Here is a 26,201-nt window from a genome sequence, read left to right as displayed (position 1 = left end):
CAAATATAGCCCCTGCGCCTTTACTTATTGGAGTATTTTGGGCAAAATCTGCAGCGTTTAACTATTAAAGAGGTGTTACGCTAAACATGGCGAAAGAAGACGTAATCGAAATGCAAGGGACAGTCCTTGATACTTTACCAAATACAATGTTCCGAGTTGAGCTAGAAAATGGTCACGTAGTTGTGGCTCATATTTCAGGCAAAATGCGCAAAAACTATATCCGTATTTTAACCGGCGATAAAGTAACGGTAGAAATGACTCCTTACGATTTATCAAAGGGTCGTATCGTATTCCGTGCTCGCTAAGTAAGTGCGTAAACGAGATTTAGTTTTTGGCTAGTGTTTTACTAGCTTTAAGCGTTTATTAAATGTAATTGATAGACATTGACTAGCAATTACATTTAATAAACAAAAAGCCCAGTTTTTGCTGGGTTTTTTGTTGCCTATAAAAAGGGCAAAAAAATGGCCCGCTATTATGTAGCGGGCCATTTTATTTAACTAGATTATTTAATTAACGTTTTACGCTGGTGTTAAATTACTCTCGTAATCAAAGCGAATCTTCTTGTCTTTAACTGATACTTTAACCGTACCGCCATCAACAAGTTCACCAAACAGTATTTCGTTAGCTAATTGCTTTTTAAGCTCTTCTTGAATAACACGTGCCATTGGACGTGCGCCCATCGCTTTGTCGTAACCTTTGTCAGCAAGCCATTCACGCGCTTTAGACGTCAGTTCAAGATTAACCGATTTTTTATCGAGCTGCGCTTGCAGTTCCACAATAAATTTATCAACCACCAGTAGAATAACTTCACGTTCAAGGTGATTAAACCAAATGATGTTATCTAAACGGTTTCTAAATTCGGGTGAAAATACTTTATTAATTGCACCCATTGCATCGTGCGTATGATCTTGCTCTGTAAAACCAATCGACTTACGCGTAGTTTCTTGAACGCCCGCATTGGTAGTCATTACAACCACTACATTTCTAAAGTCAGCTTTACGGCCATTATTATCGGTCAACGTACCGTGATCCATAACCTGTAGCAAAATGTTGTAAATGTCTGGATGCGCTTTTTCAATCTCATCTAAAAGTACAACAGCATGTGGGTTTTTAATAACCGCTTCTGTTAATAAACCACCTTGCTCAAAACCAACATACCCTGGTGGAGCACCAATTAATCGACTTATTGCATGGCGTTCTACATATTCCGACATATCAAAACGAATAAACTCAACACCCATACATTTAGCAAGTTGCTTAGTTACTTCTGTTTTACCCACACCGGTAGGCCCTGCAAACAAGAACGAACCTACTGGCTTTTCTTCGCTCGATAAACCAGAGCGAGATAAACGAATAGCTGATGTAAGTGCGTCAATAGATTGATCCTGCCCAAACACGAGCATTTTAAGGTTACGGTCTAAGTTTTTAAGCGTTTCTTTATCTGTCGACGAGACGCTTTGCGCTGGGATACGTGCCATTTTAGATATAATTAATTCTATATCTGCTACGCCAATGGTTTTTTTACGTTTAGAGCTAGGTTGCAGGCGCTGACTTGCACCGGCTTCATCAATTACATCAATGGCTTTATCTGGCAAGTGGCGCTCATTAATGTATTTAGCACTGAGTTCTGCAGCTGCTTTTAATGCTTTTTGAGTGTAACGAATGCCATGATGCTCTTCGTAACGCTCTTTTAAGCCGTTTAATATTTTAGTGGTATCGGCAACACTTGGCTCAAGTACATCAATTTTTTGAAAGCGACGTACTAATGCACGGTCTTTCTCAAAAATATTTTTATACTCGTTGTAAGTTGTTGAACCCATACAACGTAGCTTACCACTTGAAAGGAGTGGTTTAAGCAAGTTTGATGCGTCCATAACACCACCAGACGCCGCGCCGGCACCGATTATGGTATGTATTTCATCAATAAATAAAATAGAGCCTGGCTCAGCTTGCAGCTCTTTTAGTAAGCTTTTAAAGCGCTTTTCAAAGTCGCCACGGTATTTAGTACCCGCAAGCAATGCACCCATATCTAGCGAGTACACAACAGCATCTGCAATTACTTCTGGTACTTGCTTATTAACAATGCGATACGCTAAGCCTTCAGCAATTGCTGTTTTACCAACGCCCGCTTCACCAACAAGTAATGGGTTATTCTTTTTACGACGACACAATACTTGTACCGTGCGCTCTACTTCGCTGTCGCGTCCGATCAGTGGATCAATGTTACCTTCACGAGCTTGAACGTTTAAGTTAGTTGTAAAGCTGTCTAGCTTGCTTGCTTCTTCATTTTGAACTTCTTGCACTTCATCATGAATATCGTCGCTGTCGTTGCCTAATTCATCATCTGCTTTAGAAATACCATGCGAAATAAAGTTAACGATGTCTAAACGCGATACATCATGCTTTTTAAGTAAATATACAGCTTGGCTTTCTTGCTCAGAAAAAATAGCAACTAGCACATTCACGCCAGTGACTTCATTTTTACCTGACGATTGCACATGGAACACAGCGCGTTGTAATACACGTTGAAAGCCAAGTGTTGGCTGAGTTTCACGCTCTTCTTCTAAATCTGGAATGACGGGTGTTGTTTCGTCAATAAATTCTAATAATTCGGTTTTTAAACCAGAAATATTAACACCACACGCGTTTAGGGCTTCTCCTGCAGAAGGATTATCTAACAGCGCAAGTAAAAGGTGCTCTACGGTCATAAACTCATGACGGCGAGTGCGCGCTTCACGAAACGCGGCATTTAATGTGAGTTCTAAGTCTTTGTTTAGCATTGGCAACCCCTTACTGAGATAATAATTTATACCACAACAATCGGATGTTTGATCACCCTAATTGGTATTTATTCCTGCTCACAACTACAAAGCAGTGGATGCTCGTTATCACGCGCGTAGCGGTTAACTTGTTCAGCTTTGGTGTGGGCTACGTCAGCGCTGTAAACACCACATATACCCTTACCTTTTTCATGAACCTGAAGCATCACGTCGGTTGCTCTATCGCTATCCATATTAAAAAACGTCGTTAAAACTTCTATTACAAAGTCCATCGGCGTGTAGTCGTCGTTATTTAAAACAACTTTATATTTTCGCGGCGGCTGTAGCTTTTGCTTTTCGCTGTCGCGAACTGTATCGATAACACCTGAATCTTTCATACCACTCATAATTAAATATAGTCTTGTCTTTGTAACTCAAGCAAACTTGAATAAAAAATAAATAAAATGTTAAAAAAATAACTCAAAACACTTGACTGGTTGGCTAAATAAACTACAGTCAAACGTAGATTGATTAAACCTTAGTCAGTCTAGCAAATAATACAATTTAGAATAACTAAATTAGTCAACTTATTGAAGGATGTAGAAGTATGGCTTGCGGTAAAGTTAAATGGTTCAACAACGCTAAAGGTTTTGGTTTCATCGTAGAAGACGGCTGCGAGAATGATATTTTCGCTCATTACTCAACAATTGTAATGGACGGTTATAAAACGCTTAAAGCTGGTCAAGATGTAACATTCGAATTAGAACAAGGACCTAAAGGTCTACACGCTAAAAATATTGCCCCAGATGGTGACATTATTGAGTGACTATTGTTTTGTTCGACTAAAGCGAGTGACCTTTTAAGATCCTCGCTTAATTCCTTAAGCATACTAACTTATCTCTTCTCCCCTATTTATTGCCTCTTTTCATTCAAATTCAACCCTTTTCCTTGAATTTATTTTATATACCCCAATGTTCTAAGAGTTGATTGTTTAACTGCTTATTGGGCATGCTCAACCTCTAGCCCTTTTTATTTAAGCTTGTTACACTCTTGGTGCTAAAAATTGCGTATTAACGCAGCAACTAATCCAACTTGTCGCCTCTTTTATATGTACTAGGCTAAAGGCTGATTTATTTTTGTTAATTTTTTAGCTATAAATACAATTCCAGTTCGTCAGGTGTGACTATTCTGCTTTTATAAAAGAGCAACGCTGAGTACCAACACCTAACAAACTATTCATTACGAGCGTATGTATTCATTAACATGTTTAATAATATGTACTCACTCATTAGTAATGATTTTCTTTGCATTGTTGAATAAGACCTTTTCGGTCTACTATCTAGGAATGATGATGACATCAAAAATTATCTATACAAAAACGGACGAAGCTCCGGCACTAGCAACTTACTCGTTGCTACCGATCATCCAAGCATATACAAATGCGGCCGGTGTTGAAGTTGAAACTCGCGATATCTCATTAGCAGGTCGTGTAATTGCTAGCTTCCCTGATTATTTAACACAAGAACAACGCATTGGTGATGCACTTGCTGAACTTGGCGAGCTTGCTAAAACACCAGAAGCAAACATCATCAAATTACCAAACATCAGTGCATCTGTACCACAGCTTCGCGCTGTAATTAAAGAGCTTCAAGCAAAAGGTTACGCTCTTCCAGAATACCCTGTTGAACCTAAAAATGATGAAGAAAAAGCAATTCAAGCTGCTTACGACAAAATCAAAGGCAGTGCAGTAAACCCAGTACTACGTGAAGGTAACTCTGATCGTCGCGCACCAGGTTCTGTAAAAGAATATGCACGTAACAACCCGCATTCAATGGGTGCGTGGAGCAAAGATTCAGAGTCTTATGTTGCAAGCATGAGCGAAGGCGACTTCTTTGGTTCAGAAAAGTCAGTAACTGTTGATACAGCCACTGATGTACGTATTGAACATGTTGCAACTAACGGCGACGTTTCTGTACTTAAACAAAGCACGCCTCTTTTAGCTGGCGAAGTTATTGATGCATCAAGCATCAGCGCTTCTAAGCTTCAAGCTTTCTTAGCTGCTGAAATTGACGCTGCTAAAGAAAAAGGTGTTTTATTCTCGCTTCACATGAAAGCGACAATGATGAAAGTATCTGATCCAATTATCTTTGGTCACGCTGTAAAAGTATTCTACAAAGATGTATTTGCTAAACACGGTGAGCTTTTTGAAGAGCTAGGTGTTGATGTAAATAATGGTTTAGGCGATGTATATTCTAAAATTCAAACATTAGACGATGCTAAGCGCGAAGAAATTGAAGCGGACATTCAAGCTGTTTACGCTAGCCGCCCTGCTATTGCTATGGTTGATTCTGACCGTGGTATTACAAACCTACACGTACCAAGTGACGTGATCATCGATGCTTCTATGCCTGCTGCAATCCGTTCAAGCGGTCAAATGTGGAATAACGATGGTAAATTACAAGACACTAGCTTTGTAATTCCAGATCGTTGTTACTCGGGTATTTACCAAGCAACTATTGATTTTTGTAAAGTAAATGGCGCGTTTGATCCAACAACTATGGGTAGCGTACCTAACGTTGGCCTTATGGCTCAAAAAGCTGAAGAATACGGTTCACACGATAAAACGTTTGAAGCTAAAGCTGACGGTTCTATCCGTGTTGTTGATGCAAATGGTAATACATTACTTGAGCACAGTGTTGAGCAAGGCGATATTTGGCGCATGTGTCAGGTTAAAGACGCACCAATCCAAGATTGGGTTAAGCTTGCAGTAAATCGTGCACGCGCAACAGGCGTTCCAGCTATTTTCTGGTTAGACGAAAACCGTGCACATGATGCAGAGCTAATCAAAAAAGTAAATAAATACCTACCAGATCACGATACAGCTGGCCTAGATATTCAAATTTTAGCACCGCTTGAAGCAATATTGTTCTCACTAGCGCGAATTAAAGAAGGTAAAGACACTATTTCTGTAACAGGTAACGTTTTACGTGATTACCTTACAGATTTATTCCCAATTTTAGAGCTAGGTACGAGCGCTAAAATGCTTTCAATTGTTCCACTTATGAACGGTGGTGGATTATTTGAAACTGGCGCGGGTGGTTCTGCACCTAAGCATGTTCAACAATTCGAAAAAGAAAACCACTTACGTTGGGATTCTTTAGGTGAATTTTTAGCACTTGCTGCATCGCTTGAGCACCTAAGCGTAACTACGGGTAACAACAAGGCACAAGTTCTTGCTGATACACTAGATAAAGCGACTGGTACTTTCTTAGCAGAAAACAAGTCTCCTTCACGTAAAGTGAAAGAAATTGATAACCGTGGTTCTCATTTCTTCCTATCTTTATTCTGGGCACAAGAACTTGCTAAGCAAAATGATGACAGTGAACTTAAAGCACAGTTTACTCAAATTGCTAGCGACCTTGAGTCTAATAAAGAACAAATCGTAAGTGAACTTAACGATGCGCAAGGCCCTGCAGTTGATTTAGGCGGTTACTTCCAGCCTAACGATGATGCAGCCTTTAAAGCGATGCGTCCAAGCACTACATTTAACGATATTCTTGCTAAATTAGTATAAATATTGGTTTAAATTTAAAAGCCGCTTACTTGTAAAAGTAAGCGGCTTTTTTTCGCCAATAAAAAAGGTCGTTATCATTAGATAGCGACCTTTTTTGATTAACCAAAACTATTTAAGTTATTTAAGTTATTTAAGTTATTTAAGTTATTTAAACTCTGATTACTTTGTATCATACCAATTCGCTTAATTAAGTGATCAATTTTGAGGCAAGAAAATCTTGTCGATAACAAGGCAAAAATTTCGTGATTTAGTTGCTCTATATCAGAAATTTTTAACGCAGTTAGCGTCAGATTTAATCCCTCAAATTGATTAAGTATTATTGCGGGTTGGTATATGCACGTGGCATTTTTGAATCAGTCGTATAACGGTCACGCAGTTTATCTTGACGAGATTGTGTAGAAACCTCAACCCCATTAATAAACATTTTGTTCACGTGGCTGCTTAGTTCAAACGGGTCATTACTCCACATTACTACATCAGCAGCTTTACCTACTTCAAGGCTACCTGCATTAATGCCAAATACATCAGCAACGTTTGATGTAACCGCTTTTAACGCACCTTCTTGGCTCATACCATACGATACTGCATTACCAGCATCAAAACGCAGCTGATAAATGTTGTGACTTGCATCACCACCTACCGTTAATAATACTTTAACGCCTGCTTTTTCTAGCACACCTGCATTATCTAAACTCGCATGAAGCGAATCAAAACTTGCTGGTAAGCTGTCCATTGCACTAATAATCACTGGGATATTTGCTTTAGCAACGCGCTCTTTAACTACAACAGCATCTTGTGCGCCGTTAAGTACTAAGTTAATACCAAATTGCTCTTTTACTTTAATAAGCTCAATAATATCCGCCGCACGTGATACGCCAACCACTAATGGCATTTCGCCACTGAGTACTTTTGCCATTACTTTGTCTTCAGTACTTGGCTTGTCGTCATCTTTTTTAGCTTTTTTACCGGCTTTCGTTTTGTGCTCATCAAGTTTATTAATCAGTGTTTGCAAAGTAAAAGCACGAGAGCCTTTACTGCGCTCACCTAAGTAAACAATTAAAGCCGCTTGTTTTTGCATGTCGCTGTCAAAACTACCACTTAAATCAACAACACTCGCAAGGCCTGAAAAAATGCTATCGCCGCCATGAGGGGTAATGACATCGCGTGTTACACCGCCTTTACGAGCGTAAGGAATTAAGCTCGAATGCGCGTTGTAAGCAAGACTTACGTCAAAATCAATACTGGCTTTTTCCTCGCCTGCATCGCGAGAGCCTGCAACTGCACTTACTTCAACTAAACCAAGTTGATTAATACTTGCAATAAAGCCAGGGGTTACAATTTGGCCCTTTGCATCAATAATTTGATCTACTTTAATTTCAGTTGGGTTAATCGCTGTGATTTTACCATCTGTCATTACAATACTTGCTGCTTCTAATACACCTTGATCAGATGACGTATGCAATGTTGCATTAATAATTGCTAGCGATTGTGCGCTTACAGCACCAGATGCTAATAATCCTGCAGCAACCAGAGAAAGCGAAAACGAACGTGATAAATTTTTCATTCTGGGTGCTCCTTATTGTTGACCTAACATAAAATCACTTGTTGCTTGATACGCGCTGTCGTTTCTATCGTAAACTTTTGCACCATCAACAAACACTTGTTCAGCTTTAGCATAAACACTAAATGGGCTTTGATTCCAAATAACAACATCGCCCTGCTTACCTGCTTCTAGTGAACCTGTTTTGTCATCAATACCTAGCGATTTAGCAGCGTTAGCCGTGATCCATTTAATAGCGTGTTGCTCAGAAATATCAAAACCGTTTTCGTTAGCACGGTACATAACCTTGCCAGCTTCTTGGTTTAAGCGCTGAATAGTAGTATCTGAATCTGAGTGAACAACTGCACATGAATTTTTAACCGCATCAACAATAGCTACGTTTTCTTGAACCATGTCGTAGGCTTCCATTTTAAAACCCCACCAGTCTGGCCAAAGTGCAGCACACGAGCCATTCTCAGCAAGTAGGTCAGCAATTTTATATGCTTCTACACCGTGATGGAATGTACCCGCGTCGTAATTGAATTCTTTTGACAGGTCAATCATCATTGCCATTTCTTCAGCTTTATAACAATGATTATGAATACGTACTTCGCCCTCAAGCACACCACGAAGCGTATCGTGTTTAATATCACGTACTGGTGCTTCTGGGTTTAAACCTGCTTCATAATCGGCATCGTACTTATCCCATGCACGTTTGTATTCAGCGGCTTCAGCCCACGCCATACGATAACCAGCCATATTACCCATACGAGTTGAAGGCAATACACCTTGACGACCATAAACACGTTTAGGGTTTTCACCACACGCCATTTTTAAACCATACGGCGCCTCTGGAAATTTCATACCTTGCATAGTGTGTGCAGGGACGTTTTTAAGCGTAACGCCGCGTCCACCAAATAAGTTAGCTGAGCCTGGTAAAATTTGTAGAGAAGTAATGCCGCCTTCGCGTGCACGATTAAAGCCTGGATCTTGTGGCCAAACAGAATGCTCAACCCACACTTCTGCAGTGTTAGGGCTGGTCATTTCGTTACCATCTTGATGCGACTCAACCGAAGGGCTTGGGTATGCACCTAAATGTGAATGTACGTCAATAATACCCGGTGTTACCCATTTGCCTTGTGCATCAATTGTAATATCAGCAGTAGCAGTTAAGTCTTTACCAACTTGTTGTACTTTGCCGTCAACAAGTAATACATCAGCCTCATCTAAACGCTCACCAGTACCTGTAAGTACTGTTGCATTTGTAATAAGTGTGCTTGATGTAGAAACGGGCTGATAAGTGCTTGGGTAAGGATTTTTGTTGATTGTTATTTTATCGTCTTGCGGGCCGTTTTCTTGGCAACCTACAAGTGCAGCAGCTAAGCCAACTGCTAATAAAGAAGGTGCAAATTTTTGCATGTTGTTTGGATCTCCTGTTTTTTTGCTACTTTAGCGAAAGCTAAGGAATAAAGCCAAAAAAACAGGTGAAAACGCAGTTAATTAAGATGAATATCTGTAATTATTTCTTTATATAATTGTTATACAACTTTTCAAGCGCACCTTCGGTTGTAAGCGAGGGATCTTTACTAATAAAGTGCTTAACCGTACGCGTTACAAAATCAGAGTTTTGCTTATGTAGCTTTGAAAAATCTTTAATAATTGTATTACCGTCTTTAGCTGCAGTTACTTTGTCATGACGGTGACGATACTGGCTCAATGCTTTATTAAAATCACCTTGGTAGTCTTCAACTAAAATTTTATAAAAGTCACTTTTTTGTACGTTTAAATCATTAATGCAGTAATTTAGCGCCTCTTTAAAGTCGGTAAATATCATGCCCTCTACATCAAACTCTTTTGTTTTTTCACGTACTGCTACTTTGGCATCTTCTGTGGCATAGCTAAAACCAGTAAACGCTAAGCGCTCAGCGGCTTCTTTTCCTAATTTCATACCCGCTTGAATACTATGGGCAAACTCATCGCTCATGTCGCCTAGTTCGTTTTCTTCCCACATGTTATAAACACGCAGTGGTTTTGCATATTTAGTGGCAAGCTTTTTTTTCATTTTAGTAAAGCGCTCATCAATCGTCATCAGCCTTTCGTTATGTAAAAGCGCATGGCACTCATAACAAGCCGCAATAGATATAAAGTCAGCCTCTTCACCTAAATCAACAATGCTTTGTAGCATATGCAGCGGCGGACAATGGTCGCGCTCTGTCGCTTCACAGCCACAATAAAAACACTGGTTAAAATGCTGCTGATCGCAAGCGTATGCTTGCTGATAATAACTGGCTAACGTTTTGCTCACCGTTGCTCCTAAAAAACACGACTAAATTATGGGGGCGATAATAACAGCCTGAAAAAATAAGTCATACCAATTACATTAAATTAGTAATCTATTATTGCGCTAATAAAGTAGCGCAATAATAAGGCGAAATTATAACGCGTAGTTGCTATCACTAATTGCTCCCTGCATTGCTCTACCTCCTGCATCCATGCACTCGTACACGAACAACTTTTAACGCAGTAAGTGCGCTATTTAATGCGATAGAATGATTTTTTTAAAATTGGTATCAGTAGCTATATTTAAATCACGGCCGCAATTAAACCAAACAAGCCACCAAACACACCACCCCACACTACAAGCCAGCCTAAGTGCTCGCGGATCATGGTTTGAATAATCTCTTTAACCATTTTTGGGGTAAGCTCATCTAAGCGCTCATCAACTAGTTTAAGCACCGTTTTATGTAGGCTCTCTGCGCTATTACCTTGTGAGAGTGTTTGGCTTACTAATACTTTAAAGTCGTCAGTTTGGGAAATCTCACTAAGCGACAATTGCATTTTTTCAATAAACTTTTCACGCATTGGCTCGATTGCCGCTGTGCCGCCAAACATACCTAACATGCTACCAAACTGAGATTGCTCTATTACCTCTAACAAATTGTCGAATGCGGGGTTTAAATCAACATTACTAATTATTGGCTCAAAATCGATATTGGGCTGCGCTTTATTGAGTAAATTATTAATTTTTTGCTCTGAAAAAAACTCCGTTAATATTAGGTTTCGTATAGCTACTTTAAAGCTTTCAAACTTAAGCGCAATAACACCCGAGCCATATAAAAACGGGACCTTTTCAAACAACATATGAATCGCTAATAAATTAGTTACCGCGCCAGAAAGTGCAAATAAACCAACTGATAACACAATTGCTTGGTTAAACATAAAACCTACAACAACACATAAACCCGCTAGCAAATTGGTTATTAAACTTTTGTTCATTTTTACTCCATTACAGTAAGTGTAATTTTTATGCAATATAGTCATTAATTTTACAACGTTTAGATTGTTAAATTAATACCTTTTTGCCATAGTTTAAGTATCTGTTTAAAAGGCGAGCAATTGTTATGTGGAAAACAGTAAATGAGCACATCAGCCAAGCCATTAATTTTGACTTTAAACACACCTATAAACGCCAATTACAAAGTACAAATACCGACAAACTATTTCATATTACCAATGGTACGCATAACTTCTTCGTTAAAATAGCATTAAAAAGCGAACTCGAGCGTTTAGAAAGTGAATTTATTGGCTTAAAGCTTTTAGCGCAAAATAGTAATTTTAAAGTCCCTAAATGTATTACAACCGGTGCAAATATAGAGTTTTCGTTTATTGTTTTACAGTGGCTTGTTTTAGATAAACAACCCCACAACACGTGGGCAACTATGGGAAGCAGCCTCGCTAAAATGCATCAAAAGCACGACCAAGCCATGTTTGGTTTTGATGTAGACAACTATATAGCCACTACCATACAACCTAATCGTTGGCACAAAAAGTGGGATGTATTTTACGCCGAAGAACGTATAGGGTGGCAATTACAGTTAATCGCTGAAAAAGGCATTAACTTTATTGAACCCGAGCGCTTAATTAATGCCGTTAAAGAACAGCTGCATAGTCATCAAGTTGAGCCTTCATTACTGCATGGCGATTTTTGGCGTGGCAATATGGGCTTTTTAAAAGCAGAGCCAACAGTATTTAACCCCGCTTGTTATTATGGTGATCGGGAAGTGGATATTGCAATGAGCGAACTATTTGCGCCACTTCCAAAAGACTTTTATAGCGCCTATAACCAGCACTACCCGCTTTCTCAAAATTACGAAAAACGTAAGTTAATATACCAGCTATACCCTATTTTAAATCACGCTAACATCTTTGCCGGTCACTATCTTACTGAAGCTAAACAACATATAGAAAAGCTGGTATTTGAAGGTATAAAATAAGTGTCATAAGCTGCATTTCAGCACTATATTTAATGAGTAAGTAGGCGTTCATCTGTAAGCGATTAAGTTGAATCTAACTTAATTATTTATAACTGGAGTGATTATGAAAGATTTTTTATCACAACGAATAACGTGCCCACATTGCGGACACCATATACATTTAGACTTAGACGCAAGCATGGGCGATCAAGACTACATAGAAGATTGCACTGCCTGCTGTAACCCAATTCATTTAAATATGCATATAGATCATGCTAACAATAAATTAGAGCTACACGTAGACAGTGACGACGAACAAATATTTTAACTTAAGCCTGATGGCGTAAGTAGTTTTCTACCGTATTTACAATAGTGTAAGTTTGCTGATCAACTTCAATATTAAACTTGTCACCCACTTGCGCTGCACCAATGTTTGTAATGGCGAGCGTTTCCGGAATTAGGTGTAACCAAAAACCTTGTTCATCAACTTCGCCCACGGTTAAGCTTGCGCCATTTATCGCAACAAACCCTTTATATAACACATACTTTTGCCACTCTTTTGGCAAGCTGAGTTGTATTTTGCAGTTATTCTCAAGCTTCACTATTTGAGAAATTTGTGACGTACAATGAATATGCCCAGACACTATATGCCCACCTAGCTCAGTACCAAACGTAACAGAGCGTTCGTAATTAACTAAACTACCTAGTTCAAGCAACCCTAAATTAGTTAACTTTAGGGTTTCGTCAATCACATCAAAATGCACTTGCGCTACCACATCGTGATTACTTAGCTCAACTTGCACAACTGTTAAACAACAGCCATTAATAGCAATACTTGCGCCTAAATCTAAATGCTTAACGTACTCATCGCTCACCGATACAACTAAGCGTAAAACACCGTCTGTTTGAGTCTTAGAGACCACCGTAGCTTGCGTTTGCACTATTCCTGTAAACATAAAATCACTTTAAATTATTACAAAGTGCTAGTTTAACGTATCAACTCATAAAATCATTCACTACTGTGATTTTTATTTAAACCCCAATAGATTACAATTACGCCCTATTTTATCAACTAGCTGTTTTTATGACCTTTTGCAATTGGGAAGCCAAGCGTTTACTTTCCCTCGCTTTACCTGTTTTTTTAGCGCAAGTTACACTTATTTTAATGTCGGTCGTCGACACAATTATGGCAGGCCAAGTTAGCCCTACTGACTTAGCTGCACTGTCTATTGCAACAGGAATATGGAACCCTTTATTACTTGGCCTTCAAGGTATTTTATTAGCGCTTACTGGTATTATTGCGCAGTTTTCGGGCAGTGATGACCGCAAAGGCATTAGCCACTATTTTCAACAAGCGCTTTATTTAACCGCTATTTTGAGCTTTACAGGCTTTGGAATTGCCCATTTAGCAGATGCTATTATTTTTAAGCTCGATACAACGCCTGCAATTGCAAACCTTGCCATTGACTACATTCACTTTGTGAAATGGGGTGTATTTGGATTTTTAATTTTTACGGTATACAGAAACGTTACCGAAGGTATGGGAATGACCAAGCCCGCGTTTTACATAAGCCTATTAGGTTTAGCTGTTAATATTCCGGTAAATTATATTTTCATAAATGGCTTATTTGGTTTTCCTGCTTATGGCGGCGCGGGCTGTGGCATTGCCACTGCAATTGTTTTAACTGTAATGGCAATAGCACAAGTCACTTACTGCCAAATGAGTAAAAAAGTAGATGCTAAAGGCCTGCTTTCATCATTCGAAAAACCTAATTTCACTACCATTGGTATTATTACTAAGTTAGGTATACCAATTTCACTCGCCACCTTTTTTGAAGTCACTTTATTTGCGTGTATACCGCTATTTATAGCGCATTTAGGTGCAGTAGCTATATCGGGGCATCAAATAGCAGCCAGTGTAACTACATTGCTGTTTATGATGCCGCTGAGCCTATCAATCGCTATTAGCATTCGTATAGGTAACTTATACGGCCAAAAGAACATGACTCAATTAAAAGTTGCGGTTTCTACCAGCTATATTTTAGCCATTGCTGTGGCGTTATTTTTAGCGCTTATTACGTTTGCCGGTCGTGATTTAATTAGCCAACTGTATACCGACAGCCCCGCTGTTATGGCATTGGCTTCATCAATTATGATTTTAGCGTGTATTTACCAATTACCTGATGCACTTCAAGTTGCAGCAAATGGCATACTCCGTGGGTTAAAATACACCACGCCTATATCGTATATTACGTTTATATCGTATTGGTTAATCGGCTTTTGTTTAGGTTACGTATTGGCAAGAACAGACATAATTGTGCCAGCTATGGGGCCACACGGTTTCTGGACTGGGATAATAGTGGGACTTAGTGTCGCTGCTATTTTATTAATGCTAACGGTAAAAAAACGTCTAAAATATGAATTTCTTAAAATTGATTCACTCAATCAAAACTAATAAACTCAGCCTTAAAACATTACCAGCTGCTTTGCTGGTAATGTATTTTTTAACGCTTACTGGCTGCAACAAACCACAAAGTAGTATAAACGTTACTTATATTGAACGCTTAAGTAGCACAGTTGATACAAGCCCAACACAGCCTGCGCCACTCAAGCAACTCCCCTTACTGCAGCCTACCCCAATAGCACAAAGTGACTTAACACTGAGCATTGTTGAGCTTGCAGGCATTAGCCAATGTAAGCTTAACGTGCTTATAAGTGAGCACAATAACCAATTAGGAAAAACCGCCAGCGCTGCTGGGCAATTAAAATATCAAATAAACTTTATTAAAAGTGCGCAGGTTTGCTTAAACACGCTTGATAAAAATAGTCCTAGTTACACAAAAATACTCGCAGCCAAAAACTACAAAGAAACACACCTAATGCACTTTTTTAACACCATGTTATTTAAAGAGCCTGAGCTAAATCGTACCTGGCAACTCACTTCAAACGAGCTTACTACTGAACCTGCTGGTTTTAGTGATACCGTACTTGCGCTAAAGCAACTTGTACTCATTAAGCAACAAATTAAGGCTAAAGAATTTAGTGAAATTAATGGTGATTCTATTTTTAGTGCACTCGAGCAGCTTAATAAATTTCAATTTAACCAAGTACTCATTCAATCGGTCCGCAAGCAGGTAGTGTTAAATAACAACGCCACGCAGTTTGTAAAAACATTAAACTTTAATACGCTGTGCCCTCAGGATAAAAATAATAAAAACGCAAAAATCATAAGCAATGTATTTCAAAAGTTTTACCTAAAAGAAATTCAGCCCTATCAAGCGCAGTTAACTGGTTATCTAGAGGCACTACAACCGCTTTATAATGAGCTTTGGTTTAACGAAAGTATCTCAAGCCCTCAAATTAATAACTTAGTCAAAACGGACTCAGCAAGTAACTTACTGAACTTACTAAAAAGCTCAGCTAAAAAACATGTGGTTTGGTGGCAAGTATTTTATAAAACGTGTGAAATAAGCCCAATATGAATAAAAAAACGGCAAATAAACTCAAAAACAACAAACTTGCTTGATTCACTAACCGCCACGCTATATATTAGCCGCCGTTGTTAAGCAATTAACACCTACTTAAATAAAGTAATACGACTGTAGCTCAGTTGGTTAGAGCACTACCTTGACATGGTAGGGGTCGGTGGTTCGAATCCACTCAGTCGTACCAATTCAAAGCAATAAAAAAACCTAAGAAAAAGCACTACCCACTCTTGATCACCCGGTCCAAGGGTCAGCAGTTCGAATCCACTCAGTCGTACCAATTCAAAGCAATAAAAAAAACCTAAGAAAAAGCACTACCTACTCTTGATCACCCGGTCCAAGGGTCAGCAGTTCGAATCCACTCAGTCGTACCACTTAAAAGTAATGAAAAAAACCTAAGAAAAAACACTACCCACTCTTGATCCCCGGTCCAAGGGTCAGCAGTTCGAATCCACTCAGTCGTACCAATTCAAAGTAATAAAAAAAACCTAAGAAAAAGCACTACCCACTCTTGATCACCCGGTCCAAGGGTCGGTGGTTCGAATCCACTCAGTCGTACCAATTCAAAGTAATAAAAAACCAAAAGAAAAAGCACTACCCACTCTTGATCACCCGGTCCAAGGGTCAGCAGTTCGAATCCACTCAGTCATACCAGTTCACAACAATAATAAAATACCTCAAAGAAAAAGCACTACCCACTCTTGATCACTCAACTTCAACAGTTAATCATTAATTAACGATCCCTTACAACCAGGTTATAGCTTTATTTCTTGTAAATTATCCTTGTGAGTTTTGTTGACATTTCATGATTAAAATTCATTCAATTTACGGGGGGGTAATCGTGCGCGATTTGTAACCTAGCGGGCTCGGTAGAGGCTTCTGCGTTACTCTGATGGCTTACATTCTTGTAAGAATAAGTAAAAATCGAGTAACAAAGAGTCAATAACCGCACTGTATAGGCGATGTTTTGATTAAAAAACAACACATACAGCTGCAAATTCAACCTCTAAGATCAACAGCCTCTAGTCTATTTTATTTAGTAATTCATAACCTGCAAGTACATCACTCAACTCCTCGTCAATGGTACTTTGACGCAGAGTATTAAACTCACTCGAAAGCTTATCAAGTAGCTCTTCAATATTTTTTTCAGCGCGTTGCATTGCGCCAAGACGACTGCTATTTTCGCTGACCAACGACTCGGCACATGCACGATAAAGAGAAATAAAAATATACTCGCGGATCAATGCCCTTATTGTTGTAGAGTGCTTACAGAGTACTTCTGGCAAAGCTTTAGTTGGCCATAAAATATTTTTAAAATTATCTCGCCATTGCTCGTCAAGTGGGAGTAATCGCTGAGACACACATTCATAAAGCGCGCCTTGTTTAGGTTGATTATAAAACACCAATACACGGCAACCAGGATTAAGAACTAAGCTTGATTCACTGTCTATTTGAATTTGCCTAACTAAGGTATCTATATCGTGAACACTCACTGGCACTGTGTATACTTTTACTAAATTAAAGCCGGCATCGGTAAGTCGAGATGCAGCACGTGCGCCTACCACCCAAATTAGAGGTGGCTGGGTCTCGTTACTTAGCGCTTTAATTGTAAAGTCGGTAATACTTTCATTAAATTGCCCTACCAACCCTTGATCTGAGCCGAATATGATCACACCCGCTCTGCTTTCATTTAAATTTTTGGGTTGTGGTGAAAATTGAAATGACATGTCATCATGCAAACTAGCACTTAATCCTAACTCAACTGCCCGGTAGTAATCTGTCAATGAGCTAATCGATTTTTCATATTGCCCAATACTCGAGGCAGCAAGTGCCTTCATCGTTTTTACAACGCCTTGTAAATCACTTGCACTGGCTATTTTATGGCGTAAATTAGCGGCACTATTGCTCATGTTGTTATTGCCTTGTTTTCAGACTCAAAATCAACAAGTGCGCGCTTAGCCAACTCAACAATTGTTTGTCGATCGTCATCACTTAAGCTTTTAGCGGTATCAAATCTATCACACAAAGTATCGTCTAACTGCGCAACTGCTTTTTTAAGAATATTTTTTGCGTCGTTTATTTTTAGCAGTTCAATCGAATCTAAAAAGCCATTACTGAGTGCGAGTAATAGCATAATTTGCTCAGGCACTGGCATAGGTGATGATTCAGATTGATGTAAGCTCGCTCGAATACGCCGTCCATGTTCAATTATACGCCGTGTATCATCATCAAGTCGGGCACCAAAACGAGCAAAGGTTTCTAGCTCTTCAAATTGAGCATATGCAAGCTTTAAATCGCCAGCAACTGCACGAAACGCAGCACGCTGTGCTTTACCGCCCACACGAGAAACCGACTTACCAACGTCAACGGCTGGTAATACACCTAGAGCAAATAATGAGGGTGATAAATAAATTTGTCCGTCGGTAATCGAAATTAAATTAGTTGGAATATAGGCTGAAATATTTTGAGCTTCGGTCTCTATAATGGGGAGTGCGGTCAAGGAACCACCGCCACGTTCTTTATTTAAATGGGTCGCACGCTCTAGTAATCGTGAATGAATATAAAAAATATCCCCAGGAAATGCTTCTCGTCCGGGCGGTCGTCGTAACAACAAAGACAACTCGCGGTAAGCTCTTGCGTGCTTAGTTAAATCGTCATATACAATAAGTACATCACGTCCTTGCTCCATAAAATATTCTGCAATACTGGTTGCAGCGTAAGGCGCTATATACTGTAAGCCCGGTGGCTCATTACCCTCTGTTGCAACAATAACCGTATAAGCCATTGCATTTTGCGCGCGTAATATTGCTATTGATTTAGCGACCGTTGATGCCCGCTGACCAATAGCGCAATAAATACAAATTACATTTTGTTCTCGCTGATTTAAAATCGTGTCTATGGCTATAGCTGTTTTACCTGTTTGCCTGTCACCTAAAATAAGCTCTCGTTGTCCTCGCCCTATTGGAATCATCGCATCGATTACAATAACTCCGGTTTGCAAAGGCGTAGTAACAGGAGAGCGGTCCATAATTGGTGCAGCTGGACGCTCTATAGGTAAACGCTGCTCGGTTTGTATAACGCTTCCACCGTCTAGTACCTCGCCAAGTGGGTTTATCACTCGCCCTAATAGCGCATTGCCAACCGCTACATCCATTACACGACCACTGCGGCGCACTTCATCCCCAGCTTGTAAGTGGGCGTATTCACCTAAAAGCACAACACCGACTTCTTTTTCATCAATATTAAACGCAATTCCAAGCACCTTACCGGGAAATATAATTAGTTCCTCAAAGCCAACGCCAGGTAATCCCGACACCTTCGCAATACCCGTTGATACACTGGTAATAATACCAACTTCATGTAAGTTCAATTTTGAGTTAACTGTTTTTAGCCCTTGCTGAATGTGCTTAAACACATCACCAAACGCGTTTCTTAAACTGTGTATTTTTGTGTTTTTATTTTGAGTGTTTTCGCTGAGCTCACTCATCACTTATCAACAGGTTGAGAAGTTGTAGGCTGAGCTGTTTTTTGTTTTAGTAACATATCAACTTCCTGCTCGATTGATTGTAAGTAATCGTCAATACTCCACACCAGCTTTTGTCCATTGACACATAACTCAATCCCGCTAATAAGGCTCTCATCGGTGGTGAATTTAATGGTAATATCTTTTGAAAACACAGTATTAATAGCATTCTTAAGTGCTAAACGCTGAGATTCAGTTAGCTCAAACGCACTTTGAATTAAGGCAGGTACAAATTCACTATTTGTACTTAGCGCCTGCGCTAAAGTGGTTTTTTTGTCATCATCAAGCTTATATAAGCGCGCTGTAAACACCTCACATATTTGTTGTTCTAAAGTTGTTGATGCCAGTTCAGTTAAGGTTTTGCGACTAATAGCAAATACCTCTTGCTTAACTTTTCGACTTAAAGACTCCTTTAAATTATCAGTCTCTTTTACTATATTTTGTTGATATTTAGTGCCCCAGCTTTGGACTCTTTTTTGCGCCTCTAACATAAGTGTTTGCTCTGCTTGCTTAGCATTCACGCTTACTTGTTGCATCTTTTGTGTACGTTGTTGTTCAAACTCTTCATTTTTCAGAAAAAACTTTTCACGCTCCGCCAGTGCTTCATTTTGGTTTGTTTCAGCATCGTCTAACTCAGCGGCTATACGCTCTTCTCGCTTATCAATAGCGTGCAAAATTGGTTTATATAAATAGCGTTTTAGTAACCACACCAAAATTAAAAAATTAACCACTTGGGCTGCAACTGTAAACCAATCAATTAGCATGGTTTAACTTCCTGCAGCTTGTGCGATAGCGTAGTTCCAAAACGGATTGGCAAAAATAAGAATCATCGACACGACAAAACAGTATATTGCGGTCGATTCAATCATCGCAAGCCCTACAAAGAGCGTGCGCGTAATAGTTGCTGATGCATCAGGTTGCTGTGCTAATGCACTCAATGCCGTTGCTACTGCTTTACCTTCGCCAAGCGATGGACCTAAACAACCAAAACTAATTGTAATTCCTGAAATAACGATTGATGCCATTGCTATCATTGTCATGCTATCCATGTTCTCTCCAAGTATGATGTGTAGAAATACGTGATTAATTAACTCGTTGTTTGGCTGGTTTTACTGAGCGCGTAGCCGCAGCAATATAAACGGCGGCTAAAATAGTAAAAATATAAGCCTGTACTAAGCCTGTAAGCAAACCCAGTGCCGTCATTACGATTGGGAATATAAAGGGTGTAATGGTTAACAAAATGCCAATGATCATTGCCCCGCTCATCATGTTGCCAAATAACCGCACAGCCAGAGCAAGTGTCCGTGATAATTCGCTAATAATATTAAATGGCAACATAATAAAAGTAGGAGCCATATAAGATTTTAAGTAATTGCCAAGCCCTTGTTCACTGATACCAAATAAAGGCACTGCAATAAATACAGTGAGCGCCAGTGCTGCTGTAGTCGATAACGACGCCGTGGGTGGCTCATAACCCGGAGCAATGGTGAACATGCTCGCGGTTACTAAAAATAAAAACAGTGTGCCTAAAAAACCAAGGTATTTTTTAGCGTCATTCAAGCCTACGTCTTCAATTTGTTGTGTGATCCCCGTTACTATAATTTCTAAAAAATTTTGCCAACGAGAACGCTTCAACGTGGTTGAAAGCTTACGGGTTATCAATATCGAACTAATCACCAAAACCAACATTAAAACCCAAGTGAAAACGATGGTTGCATTGAGTTTTAAAAAACCATTTTGCCAATAAATAACCGTATCAGGACTCAGGTGCATGATGTGTCACCTTTGCTAAATGAGAGGTTGATGCAGTACGGGTAACATAAGTGGTAATAAAACGGGCTATCAAAAAGCTAAATAAACACAGTGGTAATTGCAACCAAGATCTTGATAATAAGTCACTCGTCATCACACTATAAAAGCCACTTAAAGTAATTCCCATACGTATAAATAAACTCAGCACAACCCATAGCGCTGGGTGAGTCGATACCATACTTTTTTGCACCGTCCACCACAGGCCACCAAAAAATAAGGCACCAAGCATTAGACCTACACTAACAATAATTAATACGCCGACTAGCTCATGCATCTTCGTCATCCTTTTGCTCTTGATGTATCGCGCTGTCTTCTTTGCTCATCCAGTGCCACGCGTTAAAGCACCCAAGCGCCAAACCCGCAACCAATAAAGCCAATGTCCATGACCGCTCAGTGGCATAATGCGAGTCGATATACACACCTAAACTTGCACCAAGTATGGTAGGCACTGCAACCGACCAACCAATAAGGCCCATCATTCCTAAACCAAACCATATTTTTTGATGAGAGTTAAGCCTTGCTTTTAGCTTACGCTGGGCTTTTATTTCTACTTGTTCTGCAAGTGTTGATGAACTGCTTTGTGAGTCTTTTGAACCTAGGTCGTCTTTTTTGTTTGTCATAAATAAATAGCTTTTAGTGGTTAAAGTCGAAAACGATTTAAAAAGCTACTTTCTAATTTAGCCATCACTGTTCTTACTTGTTGTGCTTGTTCATTGAGTACCAAAAACTCTTTATCTACAGCGCTGCGAAGTGTTGCCAGATCAGTACCTAATATGGCACTTCGCACCGATACCAGCACAGTGTTTCCTGTTTTAATTAATACGCCCTCATCTACGGCTACAAATATCTCACCGTCTTTTTCGCAATTAAATGTCAAAATACCTGGGGTTAGTGGCGCAACACAGTCAAGGCGATTGGGTAAAAATCCGTACGATCCTTCGCTTGTTTCGGCAACAACATGAGTCACATCATGCCTGTCGAAAAATATCTCATATGGCAGCAATAATTTAAGGTGTATCTGAGTTTGCGGCACCGCTTGTATCCTCATTATTATTTACTGTGGATTTTATTTTGACCTCACTTATGGCACCTATCATATAAAGTGCACTCTCTGGCACGTTTTTAAATTCATCATTTAAAATGCGTTCACACCCATCTAGCGCATCATCAAGGCTAACAAGTTTGCCTTTATAACTAGTAAATTGCTCTGTTGTAAAAAATGGCTGAGTAAGAAAACGCTCTAAACGCCTTGCGCGTCCAACAATGTTGCGGTCCTCAACTGATAACTGTTCAAGCCCTAACATAGCAATAATATCTTTGAGTTCATTGTATTGCGCTAAGGTGCTACGTACCTTTTGTGCAAGTAAGTAGTGGCGCTCTCCCACAACCCCGGGGCTCGCCATTTTTGAATTAGATTGCAGGGGATCTATAGCCGGAAATAATCCTTCGCTTGCGCGTTTACGAGAGAGCACAATAGAAGCCGATAAATGCGAAAATGTATGAACTGCGGCCGGATCGGTAAAATCATCGGCAGGTACATACACCGCTTGAATAGAAGTAATAGCACCATTTTGTGTATTGGCAATTCGCTCTTCTAACCCAGCAAGCTCAGTGCCCATAGTAGGCTGATAACCAAGCCTTGAAGGCATTTGCCCCATTAAGCCCGATACCTCAGAGCCTGCCTGAATAAAACGAAATATATTGTCGATTAGCAACAGCACATCTCGCTGCTCATCATCACGAAAATACTCAGCCATAGTTAAAGCTGCATGCCCCACCCTAAAACGACTCCCAGGTGGCTCGTTCATTTGCCCAAAAATCATCGCCATGTTTGGCAAAACGCCCGCGTCTTTCATTTCGCGATAAAGCTCTTCGCCTTCACGGCAGCGCTCACCTATGCCACAAAATAGGCTAACACCTTTGTGCTTGCCCACCATATTGTGAATCATTTCAGTCAATAACACTGTTTTGCCAACACCTGCACCGCCAAACAATCCCGCTTTGCCACCACGTTCTAACGGCACCAGCACATCAATTACTTTTATACCGGTTTCAAAAATCTCTGATTGGGTTGACCGTTCGGTTAATGGCACTGGCTTATTATGTACAGAGCGCCACTGAACATCTTTAAGCTCACCACCGCCATCAAGCGTGTTACCAAACACATCAAACATTCTCGATAAGGTTCCTTTACCTACAGGGGTAAGTAACGGTCCACCACTGTCAACAACTTCCATGCCACGCGCAAGTCCTTGTGTAGGCGTGAGCGCAATTGCTCTTACATGATGCTCATTGCGCTGCTCTAGCACTTCAAAAATACACTGTTTATTTTCGCCAGCACTAAGCATTGAATTAATCGCAGGTAGCTTCTTGTCAAAACGCACGTCAATTACGCTGCCGCGTATAGCGGTAATTGTACCGAGATTTTCAAATTTACTAATCGTGGATTGAGCTACAAAATTCATTGATGCGCCTGCCACTGCCAATTACGAATTTCAGGGAGATCTTGCCCATGCTTATTAATATATTTTTTATGCTCAACAAGCTTTTCTTCAAGCTGTTTTTTTAGTGCGTCTCTTTTTGTACCCAAGTTTGGCAGGCGTTCCAGTGTGTCTAACACTAAATGAAAACGATCAATCTCGTTTAATACCGTCATATCAAAAGCAGTTGTAATAGTGCCTTCTTCTTTATACCCGCGAACATGAATATTATGATGATTATTACGCTTGTACGTAAGCCTATGAATAAGCGTTGGGTAGCCATGAAATGCAAAAATAACCGGCTTATTAATAGTAAACAGAGTGTCAAAATCCTCTGCGATTAACCCGTGAGGATGTTCGGTATTAGGCTGTAAACGCATCAAATCAACCACGTTAACAACCCGGATTCTAAGATTACTAAAATGCTCGAGTAAAATCATAACGGCTGCCATCGTTTCCAATGTAGGCACATCACCACAACAAGCCATCACCACATCAGGTGTTGCATCTACGCTATTACCCGCCCATTGCCAAATGCCAATCCCTGCCTCGCAATGTTTAACAGCTGCCACCATATCTAACCATTGCGGCGCAGGATGCTTGCCTGCAATAACTACATTAACGTAATGACGACTTCGCAAACAATGATCCATTACCGACAGCAAGCAGTTAGCATCAGGCGGTAAATAAACGCGCACAATTTCAGCTTTTTTATTAATAACATGATCGATAAAACCCGGATCTTGATGGGTAAAACCGTTGTGATCTTGTCGCCATACATGCGATGCCAGTAAATAATTAAGTGAAGCGATTTTTTTACGCCATGGTAAACCTGCCGCCACTTTTAACCATTTAGCATGTTGATTAAACATCGAGTCAATAATATGAATAAACGCTTCATAACTATTAAACAAACCATGGCGGCCGGTTAATAAATATCCTTCAAGCCAACCTTCGCATTGATGTTCACTCAGCATTTCCATTACTCTGCCACTAGGCGAAAGCTGCTCATCGTTGCTATGGGTTGCTGCATTCCACTGTCTATCGGTTACCTCTAACAGTGCACCTAAACCATTGGATACTGTTTCGTCGGGTCCAAATACTCTAAAATTACGTTGCTCGTCATTAAGCTCAACTATATCTCTCAAAAATGGACCTAAAACTCTGGTATCACCAATTCCGCGTATACCGGGAGAGATTACTTCGCATGCATAATCGCGAAAATCAGGCATATGTAAATCTTCTAGCAGCAACCCACCATTCGCATGAGGATTTGCCCCCATACGGCGATTTCCCGTTGGGGCCAATTCAGCAAGCTCTGGTAATAAACGCCCTTGTGAATCGAAAAGTGTTTCTGGATGATAGCTACGCAGCCAGCTTTCTAATAATTGCAAATGATCTGGATGAGCTGATGGGCTAGAAATAGGAACCTGATGCGCACGCGATGTTCCCTCTATCTGAAAACCATCTACGAGCTTTGGACCCGTCCACCCTTTAGGTGAAATGAGGATAATCATTGGCCAACGTGGACGAGTTGGATCGTTATTATCGAGAGCATCTTTTTTTATTTTTTTTATTTGATGTATTGCGACATCAAGTGCTTTAGCCATAGCCTGATGCATTAGCTCAGGCTCATGTCCTTCAACAAAAATAGGGCTCCAGCCATAACCAAACATTAATTGCTCTAATTCTTCACGGGTAATACGCGCTAAAACGGTAGGATTGGCAATTTTATACCCATTCAAATGCAATATAGGGAGAACAGCACCGTCACTGATAGGATTAAGAAACTTATTAGAATGCCATGCAGTTGCAATAGGCCCTGTTTCTGCCTCACCATCACCCACCACACAAGCAACTATTAAGTCTGGATTATCAAATACAGCTCCAAACGAATGACTCAAAGAATAGCCCAGCTCGCCACCTTCATGAATCGAGCCCGGACACTCGGGCGACACATGACTAGGAATGCCACCGGGAAACGAAAACTGCAAAAACAGTTTTTGCATACCTGCTTTATCTTGGCTTATATCAGGGTAAATTTCACTGTAGGTCCCCTCAAGATAAGTATTAGCAACCATAGCTTGCCCGCCATGCCCTGGGCCAGATACATAAATCATATTTAGATCGTGTATTTTAATAACGCGATTTAAATGCGCATAAATAAAATTTTGCCCGGGTGTTGTTCCCCAGTGCCCAAGCAACATATTTTTAATATCACTTAGTATCAGTGGGCGCTCTAAAAGTGGGTTATCGCATAAATAAATTTGACCTACCGACAGGTAATTCGTGGCACGCCAATATGCGTCAATTAACTCTAATTCTTTTGATGTTAATGAAGGAAGAATCATATGCAGGGTTTCCATCTTGTCGCATCCAAAAATGCTTAAGCCATGCCCTATATAAGAGCATGGCGAGGATTAGCCAGCGCACTAACTACGCAGTGGTAGTTATGTCCTGTTTTTTTTGCTCGAATTCTTTTTTGTCAATATCGCCGCTGGCGTATCTTTCATTAAGAATATCAATTGCTGTTTTATTAGACTCTAACCCATAGCGTCTATGGGTTCGGTAGCTATAACCCCAATGGCTTAAACTCGATATGAGCAATAACCACATACCAAACCATAAAAACCAACCCCAACCTGAGTACCACTCACTCCAAAATTCATGACCCATTTTAATCTCCACTTAAAATATGGAGCGCAAAACACTTACACCCCAATTAATACAATGAGTGTAAGTGAGTGATATTATTGGTTCTGTTCGCTAGCGTAC

Annotated in this window: 25 protein-coding genes and 1 tRNA gene; 8 read left to right on the top strand and 18 right to left on the bottom strand. The window is 40.0% G+C overall.

Annotated features, from left to right (window positions below; genetic code table 11):
• Window positions 1-86: 86 nt before the first annotated feature.
• Complete coding sequence (gene infA / locus AAEY62_RS02785; RefSeq protein ID WP_002962494.1) at window positions 87-305, top strand: translation initiation factor IF-1; 219 nt, start codon at window positions 87-89, stop codon at window positions 303-305.
• Between the two features lie 213 nt (window positions 306-518).
• On the opposite strand, the gene clpA is transcribed toward infA, so the two are convergent.
• Window positions 519-2,780 carry an ATP-dependent Clp protease ATP-binding subunit ClpA gene (gene clpA, locus AAEY62_RS02780; protein ID WP_007585108.1) on the bottom strand — a complete coding sequence of 754 codons (2,262 nt, stop codon included), beginning with the start codon at window positions 2,778-2,780 and terminating at the stop codon, window positions 519-521.
• Between the two features lie 68 nt (window positions 2,781-2,848).
• Window positions 2,849-3,157: an ATP-dependent Clp protease adapter ClpS gene (clpS, locus tag AAEY62_RS02775; protein ID WP_007585109.1), complete on the bottom strand. Its 309-nt coding sequence runs from the start codon at window positions 3,155-3,157 to the stop codon at window positions 2,849-2,851.
• A gap of 209 nt (window positions 3,158-3,366) precedes the next feature.
• On the opposite strand from clpS, the gene cspD reads away from it, so the two are divergent.
• Together cspD and AAEY62_RS02765 are read left to right on the top strand one after the other, a co-directional pair.
• Complete coding sequence (gene cspD, locus AAEY62_RS02770) at window positions 3,367-3,585, top strand: cold shock domain-containing protein CspD (RefSeq protein WP_002962500.1); 219 nt, start codon at window positions 3,367-3,369, stop codon at window positions 3,583-3,585.
• Window positions 3,586-4,110: 525 nt separating this feature from the next.
• Window positions 4,111-6,333 carry an NADP-dependent isocitrate dehydrogenase gene (locus AAEY62_RS02765; RefSeq protein ID WP_350634568.1) on the top strand — a complete coding sequence of 741 codons (2,223 nt, stop codon included), beginning with the start codon at window positions 4,111-4,113 and terminating at the stop codon, window positions 6,331-6,333.
• 316 nt (window positions 6,334-6,649) lie between these two features.
• On the opposite strand, the gene AAEY62_RS02760 is transcribed toward AAEY62_RS02765, so the two are convergent.
• The 4 genes from AAEY62_RS02760 to AAEY62_RS02745 form a co-directional block, all read right to left on the bottom strand.
• A complete protein-coding gene (locus AAEY62_RS02760; RefSeq protein WP_024590331.1) occupies window positions 6,650-7,897 on the bottom strand; it encodes an amidohydrolase family protein in 1,248 nt (415 codons plus the stop codon).
• A gap of 12 nt (window positions 7,898-7,909) precedes the next feature.
• Window positions 7,910-9,292, bottom strand: coding sequence for an amidohydrolase (locus tag AAEY62_RS02755; protein WP_007585115.1), 1,383 nt, complete (start codon window positions 9,290-9,292; stop codon window positions 7,910-7,912).
• Window positions 9,293-9,392: 100 nt separating this feature from the next.
• On the bottom strand, window positions 9,393-10,178 hold the full coding sequence (locus AAEY62_RS02750) for a hypothetical protein (RefSeq protein ID WP_024590332.1): 786 nt from the start codon (window positions 10,176-10,178) through the stop codon (window positions 9,393-9,395).
• 278 nt (window positions 10,179-10,456) lie between these two features.
• Window positions 10,457-11,149 (bottom strand): hypothetical protein, encoded by a 693-nt coding sequence (locus tag AAEY62_RS02745; protein ID WP_024590333.1) that lies wholly within the window; start codon window positions 11,147-11,149, stop codon window positions 10,457-10,459.
• A 125-nt stretch (window positions 11,150-11,274) separates the two neighbouring features.
• On the opposite strand from AAEY62_RS02745, the gene AAEY62_RS02740 reads away from it, so the two are divergent.
• Window positions 11,275-12,147 (top strand): fructosamine kinase family protein, encoded by an 873-nt coding sequence (locus AAEY62_RS02740; RefSeq protein WP_024590334.1) that lies wholly within the window; start codon window positions 11,275-11,277, stop codon window positions 12,145-12,147.
• Window positions 12,148-12,250: 103 nt separating this feature from the next.
• Complete coding sequence (locus AAEY62_RS02735) at window positions 12,251-12,454, top strand: CPXCG motif-containing cysteine-rich protein (RefSeq protein WP_008166246.1); 204 nt, start codon at window positions 12,251-12,253, stop codon at window positions 12,452-12,454.
• 1 nt (window position 12,455) lies between these two features.
• Here the strand turns inward: AAEY62_RS02735 and AAEY62_RS02730 are convergent, their stop codons facing one another.
• Entirely contained in the window at window positions 12,456-13,082 is a 627-nt protein-coding gene (locus AAEY62_RS02730) for a riboflavin synthase (protein ID WP_007585130.1), read from the bottom strand.
• 128 nt (window positions 13,083-13,210) lie between these two features.
• On the opposite strand from AAEY62_RS02730, the gene AAEY62_RS02725 reads away from it, so the two are divergent.
• From AAEY62_RS02725 to AAEY62_RS02715, 3 genes are all read left to right on the top strand, one after another.
• Window positions 13,211-14,581 carry an MATE family efflux transporter gene (locus tag AAEY62_RS02725; protein ID WP_010552611.1) on the top strand — a complete coding sequence of 457 codons (1,371 nt, stop codon included), beginning with the start codon at window positions 13,211-13,213 and terminating at the stop codon, window positions 14,579-14,581.
• Window positions 14,544-15,608, top strand: a complete 1,065-nt coding sequence (locus tag AAEY62_RS02720) for a DUF3080 family protein (protein WP_024590335.1) — start codon at window positions 14,544-14,546, stop codon at window positions 15,606-15,608. The genes AAEY62_RS02725 and AAEY62_RS02720 overlap by 38 nt, the downstream gene beginning before the upstream one ends.
• Before the next feature lie 113 nt (window positions 15,609-15,721).
• Window positions 15,722-15,798 (top strand) — tRNA-Val (locus AAEY62_RS02715).
• Window positions 15,799-16,633: 835 nt separating this feature from the next.
• On the opposite strand, the gene AAEY62_RS02710 is transcribed toward AAEY62_RS02715, so the two are convergent.
• From AAEY62_RS02710 to AAEY62_RS02660, 11 genes are all read right to left on the bottom strand, one after another.
• On the bottom strand, window positions 16,634-17,521 hold the full coding sequence (locus AAEY62_RS02710) for a F0F1 ATP synthase subunit gamma (RefSeq protein ID WP_350634567.1): 888 nt from the start codon (window positions 17,519-17,521) through the stop codon (window positions 16,634-16,636).
• Window positions 17,518-19,098: an alternate F1F0 ATPase, F1 subunit alpha gene (locus AAEY62_RS02705; RefSeq protein WP_350634566.1), complete on the bottom strand. Its 1,581-nt coding sequence runs from the start codon at window positions 19,096-19,098 to the stop codon at window positions 17,518-17,520. The genes AAEY62_RS02710 and AAEY62_RS02705 overlap by 4 nt, the downstream gene beginning before the upstream one ends.
• Window positions 19,098-19,898, bottom strand: coding sequence for a F0F1 ATP synthase subunit delta (locus tag AAEY62_RS02700; RefSeq protein ID WP_350634565.1), 801 nt, complete (start codon window positions 19,896-19,898; stop codon window positions 19,098-19,100). Before AAEY62_RS02700 ends, AAEY62_RS02705 begins: the two co-directional genes overlap by 1 nt.
• Window positions 19,899-19,901: 3 nt before the next feature.
• On the bottom strand, window positions 19,902-20,183 hold the full coding sequence (locus tag AAEY62_RS02695) for a F0F1 ATP synthase subunit C (RefSeq protein ID WP_010552606.1): 282 nt from the start codon (window positions 20,181-20,183) through the stop codon (window positions 19,902-19,904).
• Between the two features lie 34 nt (window positions 20,184-20,217).
• Window positions 20,218-20,907 carry a F0F1 ATP synthase subunit A gene (locus tag AAEY62_RS02690; RefSeq protein ID WP_024590339.1) on the bottom strand — a complete coding sequence of 230 codons (690 nt, stop codon included), beginning with the start codon at window positions 20,905-20,907 and terminating at the stop codon, window positions 20,218-20,220.
• Entirely contained in the window at window positions 20,891-21,220 is a 330-nt protein-coding gene (locus AAEY62_RS02685; RefSeq protein ID WP_010552604.1) for an ATP synthase subunit I, read from the bottom strand. The genes AAEY62_RS02690 and AAEY62_RS02685 overlap by 17 nt, the downstream gene beginning before the upstream one ends.
• Complete coding sequence (locus AAEY62_RS02680; protein ID WP_024607604.1) at window positions 21,213-21,566, bottom strand: AtpZ/AtpI family protein; 354 nt, start codon at window positions 21,564-21,566, stop codon at window positions 21,213-21,215. The genes AAEY62_RS02685 and AAEY62_RS02680 overlap by 8 nt, the downstream gene beginning before the upstream one ends.
• 20 nt (window positions 21,567-21,586) lie before the next feature.
• Window positions 21,587-21,913, bottom strand: a complete 327-nt coding sequence (locus AAEY62_RS02675; protein ID WP_350634564.1) for a F0F1 ATP synthase subunit epsilon — start codon at window positions 21,911-21,913, stop codon at window positions 21,587-21,589.
• Window positions 21,914-21,953: 40 nt separating this feature from the next.
• Window positions 21,954-23,411 carry a F0F1 ATP synthase subunit beta gene (atpD, locus tag AAEY62_RS02670; protein WP_290293872.1) on the bottom strand — a complete coding sequence of 486 codons (1,458 nt, stop codon included), beginning with the start codon at window positions 23,409-23,411 and terminating at the stop codon, window positions 21,954-21,956.
• Window positions 23,408-25,792 carry a phosphoketolase family protein gene (locus AAEY62_RS02665; RefSeq protein WP_197111280.1) on the bottom strand — a complete coding sequence of 795 codons (2,385 nt, stop codon included), beginning with the start codon at window positions 25,790-25,792 and terminating at the stop codon, window positions 23,408-23,410. Before AAEY62_RS02665 ends, atpD begins: the two co-directional genes overlap by 4 nt.
• A 70-nt stretch (window positions 25,793-25,862) precedes the next feature.
• A complete protein-coding gene (locus tag AAEY62_RS02660; protein WP_008168384.1) occupies window positions 25,863-26,102 on the bottom strand; it encodes an SHOCT domain-containing protein in 240 nt (79 codons plus the stop codon).
• Window positions 26,103-26,201: the final 99 nt, after the last annotated feature.

The sequence above is a fragment of the Pseudoalteromonas sp. GW168-MNA-CIBAN-0100 genome, from assembly GCF_040309225.1.
Classification (GTDB): Bacteria; Pseudomonadota; Gammaproteobacteria; order Enterobacterales; family Alteromonadaceae; genus Pseudoalteromonas; species Pseudoalteromonas arctica.
The sequence above is the reverse complement of the archived record's forward strand: the minus strand, read 5'-3'. Positions and strand labels throughout refer to the sequence as shown.

Excerpts from the sequence above, each read along its gene's own strand:
- infA (WP_002962494.1), top strand. The coding sequence starts at position 87 with ATGGCGAAAGAAGACGTAATCGAAATGCAAGGGACAGTCCTTGATACT.
- clpA (WP_007585108.1), bottom strand. The coding sequence starts at position 2,780 with ATGCTAAACAAAGACTTAGAACTCACATTAAATGCCGCGTTTCGTGAA.
- clpS (WP_007585109.1), bottom strand. The coding sequence starts at position 3,157 with ATGAAAGATTCAGGTGTTATCGATACAGTTCGCGACAGCGAAAAGCAA.
- cspD (WP_002962500.1), top strand. The coding sequence starts at position 3,367 with ATGGCTTGCGGTAAAGTTAAATGGTTCAACAACGCTAAAGGTTTTGGT.
- AAEY62_RS02765 (WP_350634568.1), top strand. The coding sequence starts at position 4,111 with ATGACATCAAAAATTATCTATACAAAAACGGACGAAGCTCCGGCACTA.
- AAEY62_RS02760 (WP_024590331.1), bottom strand. The coding sequence starts at position 7,897 with ATGAAAAATTTATCACGTTCGTTTTCGCTTTCTCTGGTTGCTGCAGGA.
- AAEY62_RS02755 (WP_007585115.1), bottom strand. The coding sequence starts at position 9,292 with ATGCAAAAATTTGCACCTTCTTTATTAGCAGTTGGCTTAGCTGCTGCA.
- AAEY62_RS02745 (WP_024590333.1), bottom strand. The coding sequence starts at position 11,149 with ATGAACAAAAGTTTAATAACCAATTTGCTAGCGGGTTTATGTGTTGTT.
- AAEY62_RS02740 (WP_024590334.1), top strand. The coding sequence starts at position 11,275 with ATGTGGAAAACAGTAAATGAGCACATCAGCCAAGCCATTAATTTTGAC.
- AAEY62_RS02735 (WP_008166246.1), top strand. The coding sequence starts at position 12,251 with ATGAAAGATTTTTTATCACAACGAATAACGTGCCCACATTGCGGACAC.
- AAEY62_RS02730 (WP_007585130.1), bottom strand. The coding sequence starts at position 13,082 with ATGTTTACAGGAATAGTGCAAACGCAAGCTACGGTGGTCTCTAAGACT.
- AAEY62_RS02725 (WP_010552611.1), top strand. The coding sequence starts at position 13,211 with ATGACCTTTTGCAATTGGGAAGCCAAGCGTTTACTTTCCCTCGCTTTA.
- AAEY62_RS02720 (WP_024590335.1), top strand. The coding sequence starts at position 14,544 with ATGAATTTCTTAAAATTGATTCACTCAATCAAAACTAATAAACTCAGC.
- AAEY62_RS02710 (WP_350634567.1), bottom strand. The coding sequence starts at position 17,521 with ATGAGCAATAGTGCCGCTAATTTACGCCATAAAATAGCCAGTGCAAGT.
- AAEY62_RS02705 (WP_350634566.1), bottom strand. The coding sequence starts at position 19,098 with ATGAGTGAGCTCAGCGAAAACACTCAAAATAAAAACACAAAAATACAC.
- AAEY62_RS02700 (WP_350634565.1), bottom strand. The coding sequence starts at position 19,898 with ATGCTAATTGATTGGTTTACAGTTGCAGCCCAAGTGGTTAATTTTTTA.
- AAEY62_RS02695 (WP_010552606.1), bottom strand. The coding sequence starts at position 20,183 with ATGGATAGCATGACAATGATAGCAATGGCATCAATCGTTATTTCAGGA.
- AAEY62_RS02690 (WP_024590339.1), bottom strand. The coding sequence starts at position 20,907 with ATGCACCTGAGTCCTGATACGGTTATTTATTGGCAAAATGGTTTTTTA.
- AAEY62_RS02685 (WP_010552604.1), bottom strand. The coding sequence starts at position 21,220 with ATGCATGAGCTAGTCGGCGTATTAATTATTGTTAGTGTAGGTCTAATG.
- AAEY62_RS02680 (WP_024607604.1), bottom strand. The coding sequence starts at position 21,566 with ATGACAAACAAAAAAGACGACCTAGGTTCAAAAGACTCACAAAGCAGT.
- atpD (WP_290293872.1), bottom strand. The coding sequence starts at position 23,411 with ATGAATTTTGTAGCTCAATCCACGATTAGTAAATTTGAAAATCTCGGT.
- AAEY62_RS02665 (WP_197111280.1), bottom strand. The coding sequence starts at position 25,792 with ATGGAAACCCTGCATATGATTCTTCCTTCATTAACATCAAAAGAATTA.
- AAEY62_RS02660 (WP_008168384.1), bottom strand. The coding sequence starts at position 26,102 with ATGGGTCATGAATTTTGGAGTGAGTGGTACTCAGGTTGGGGTTGGTTT.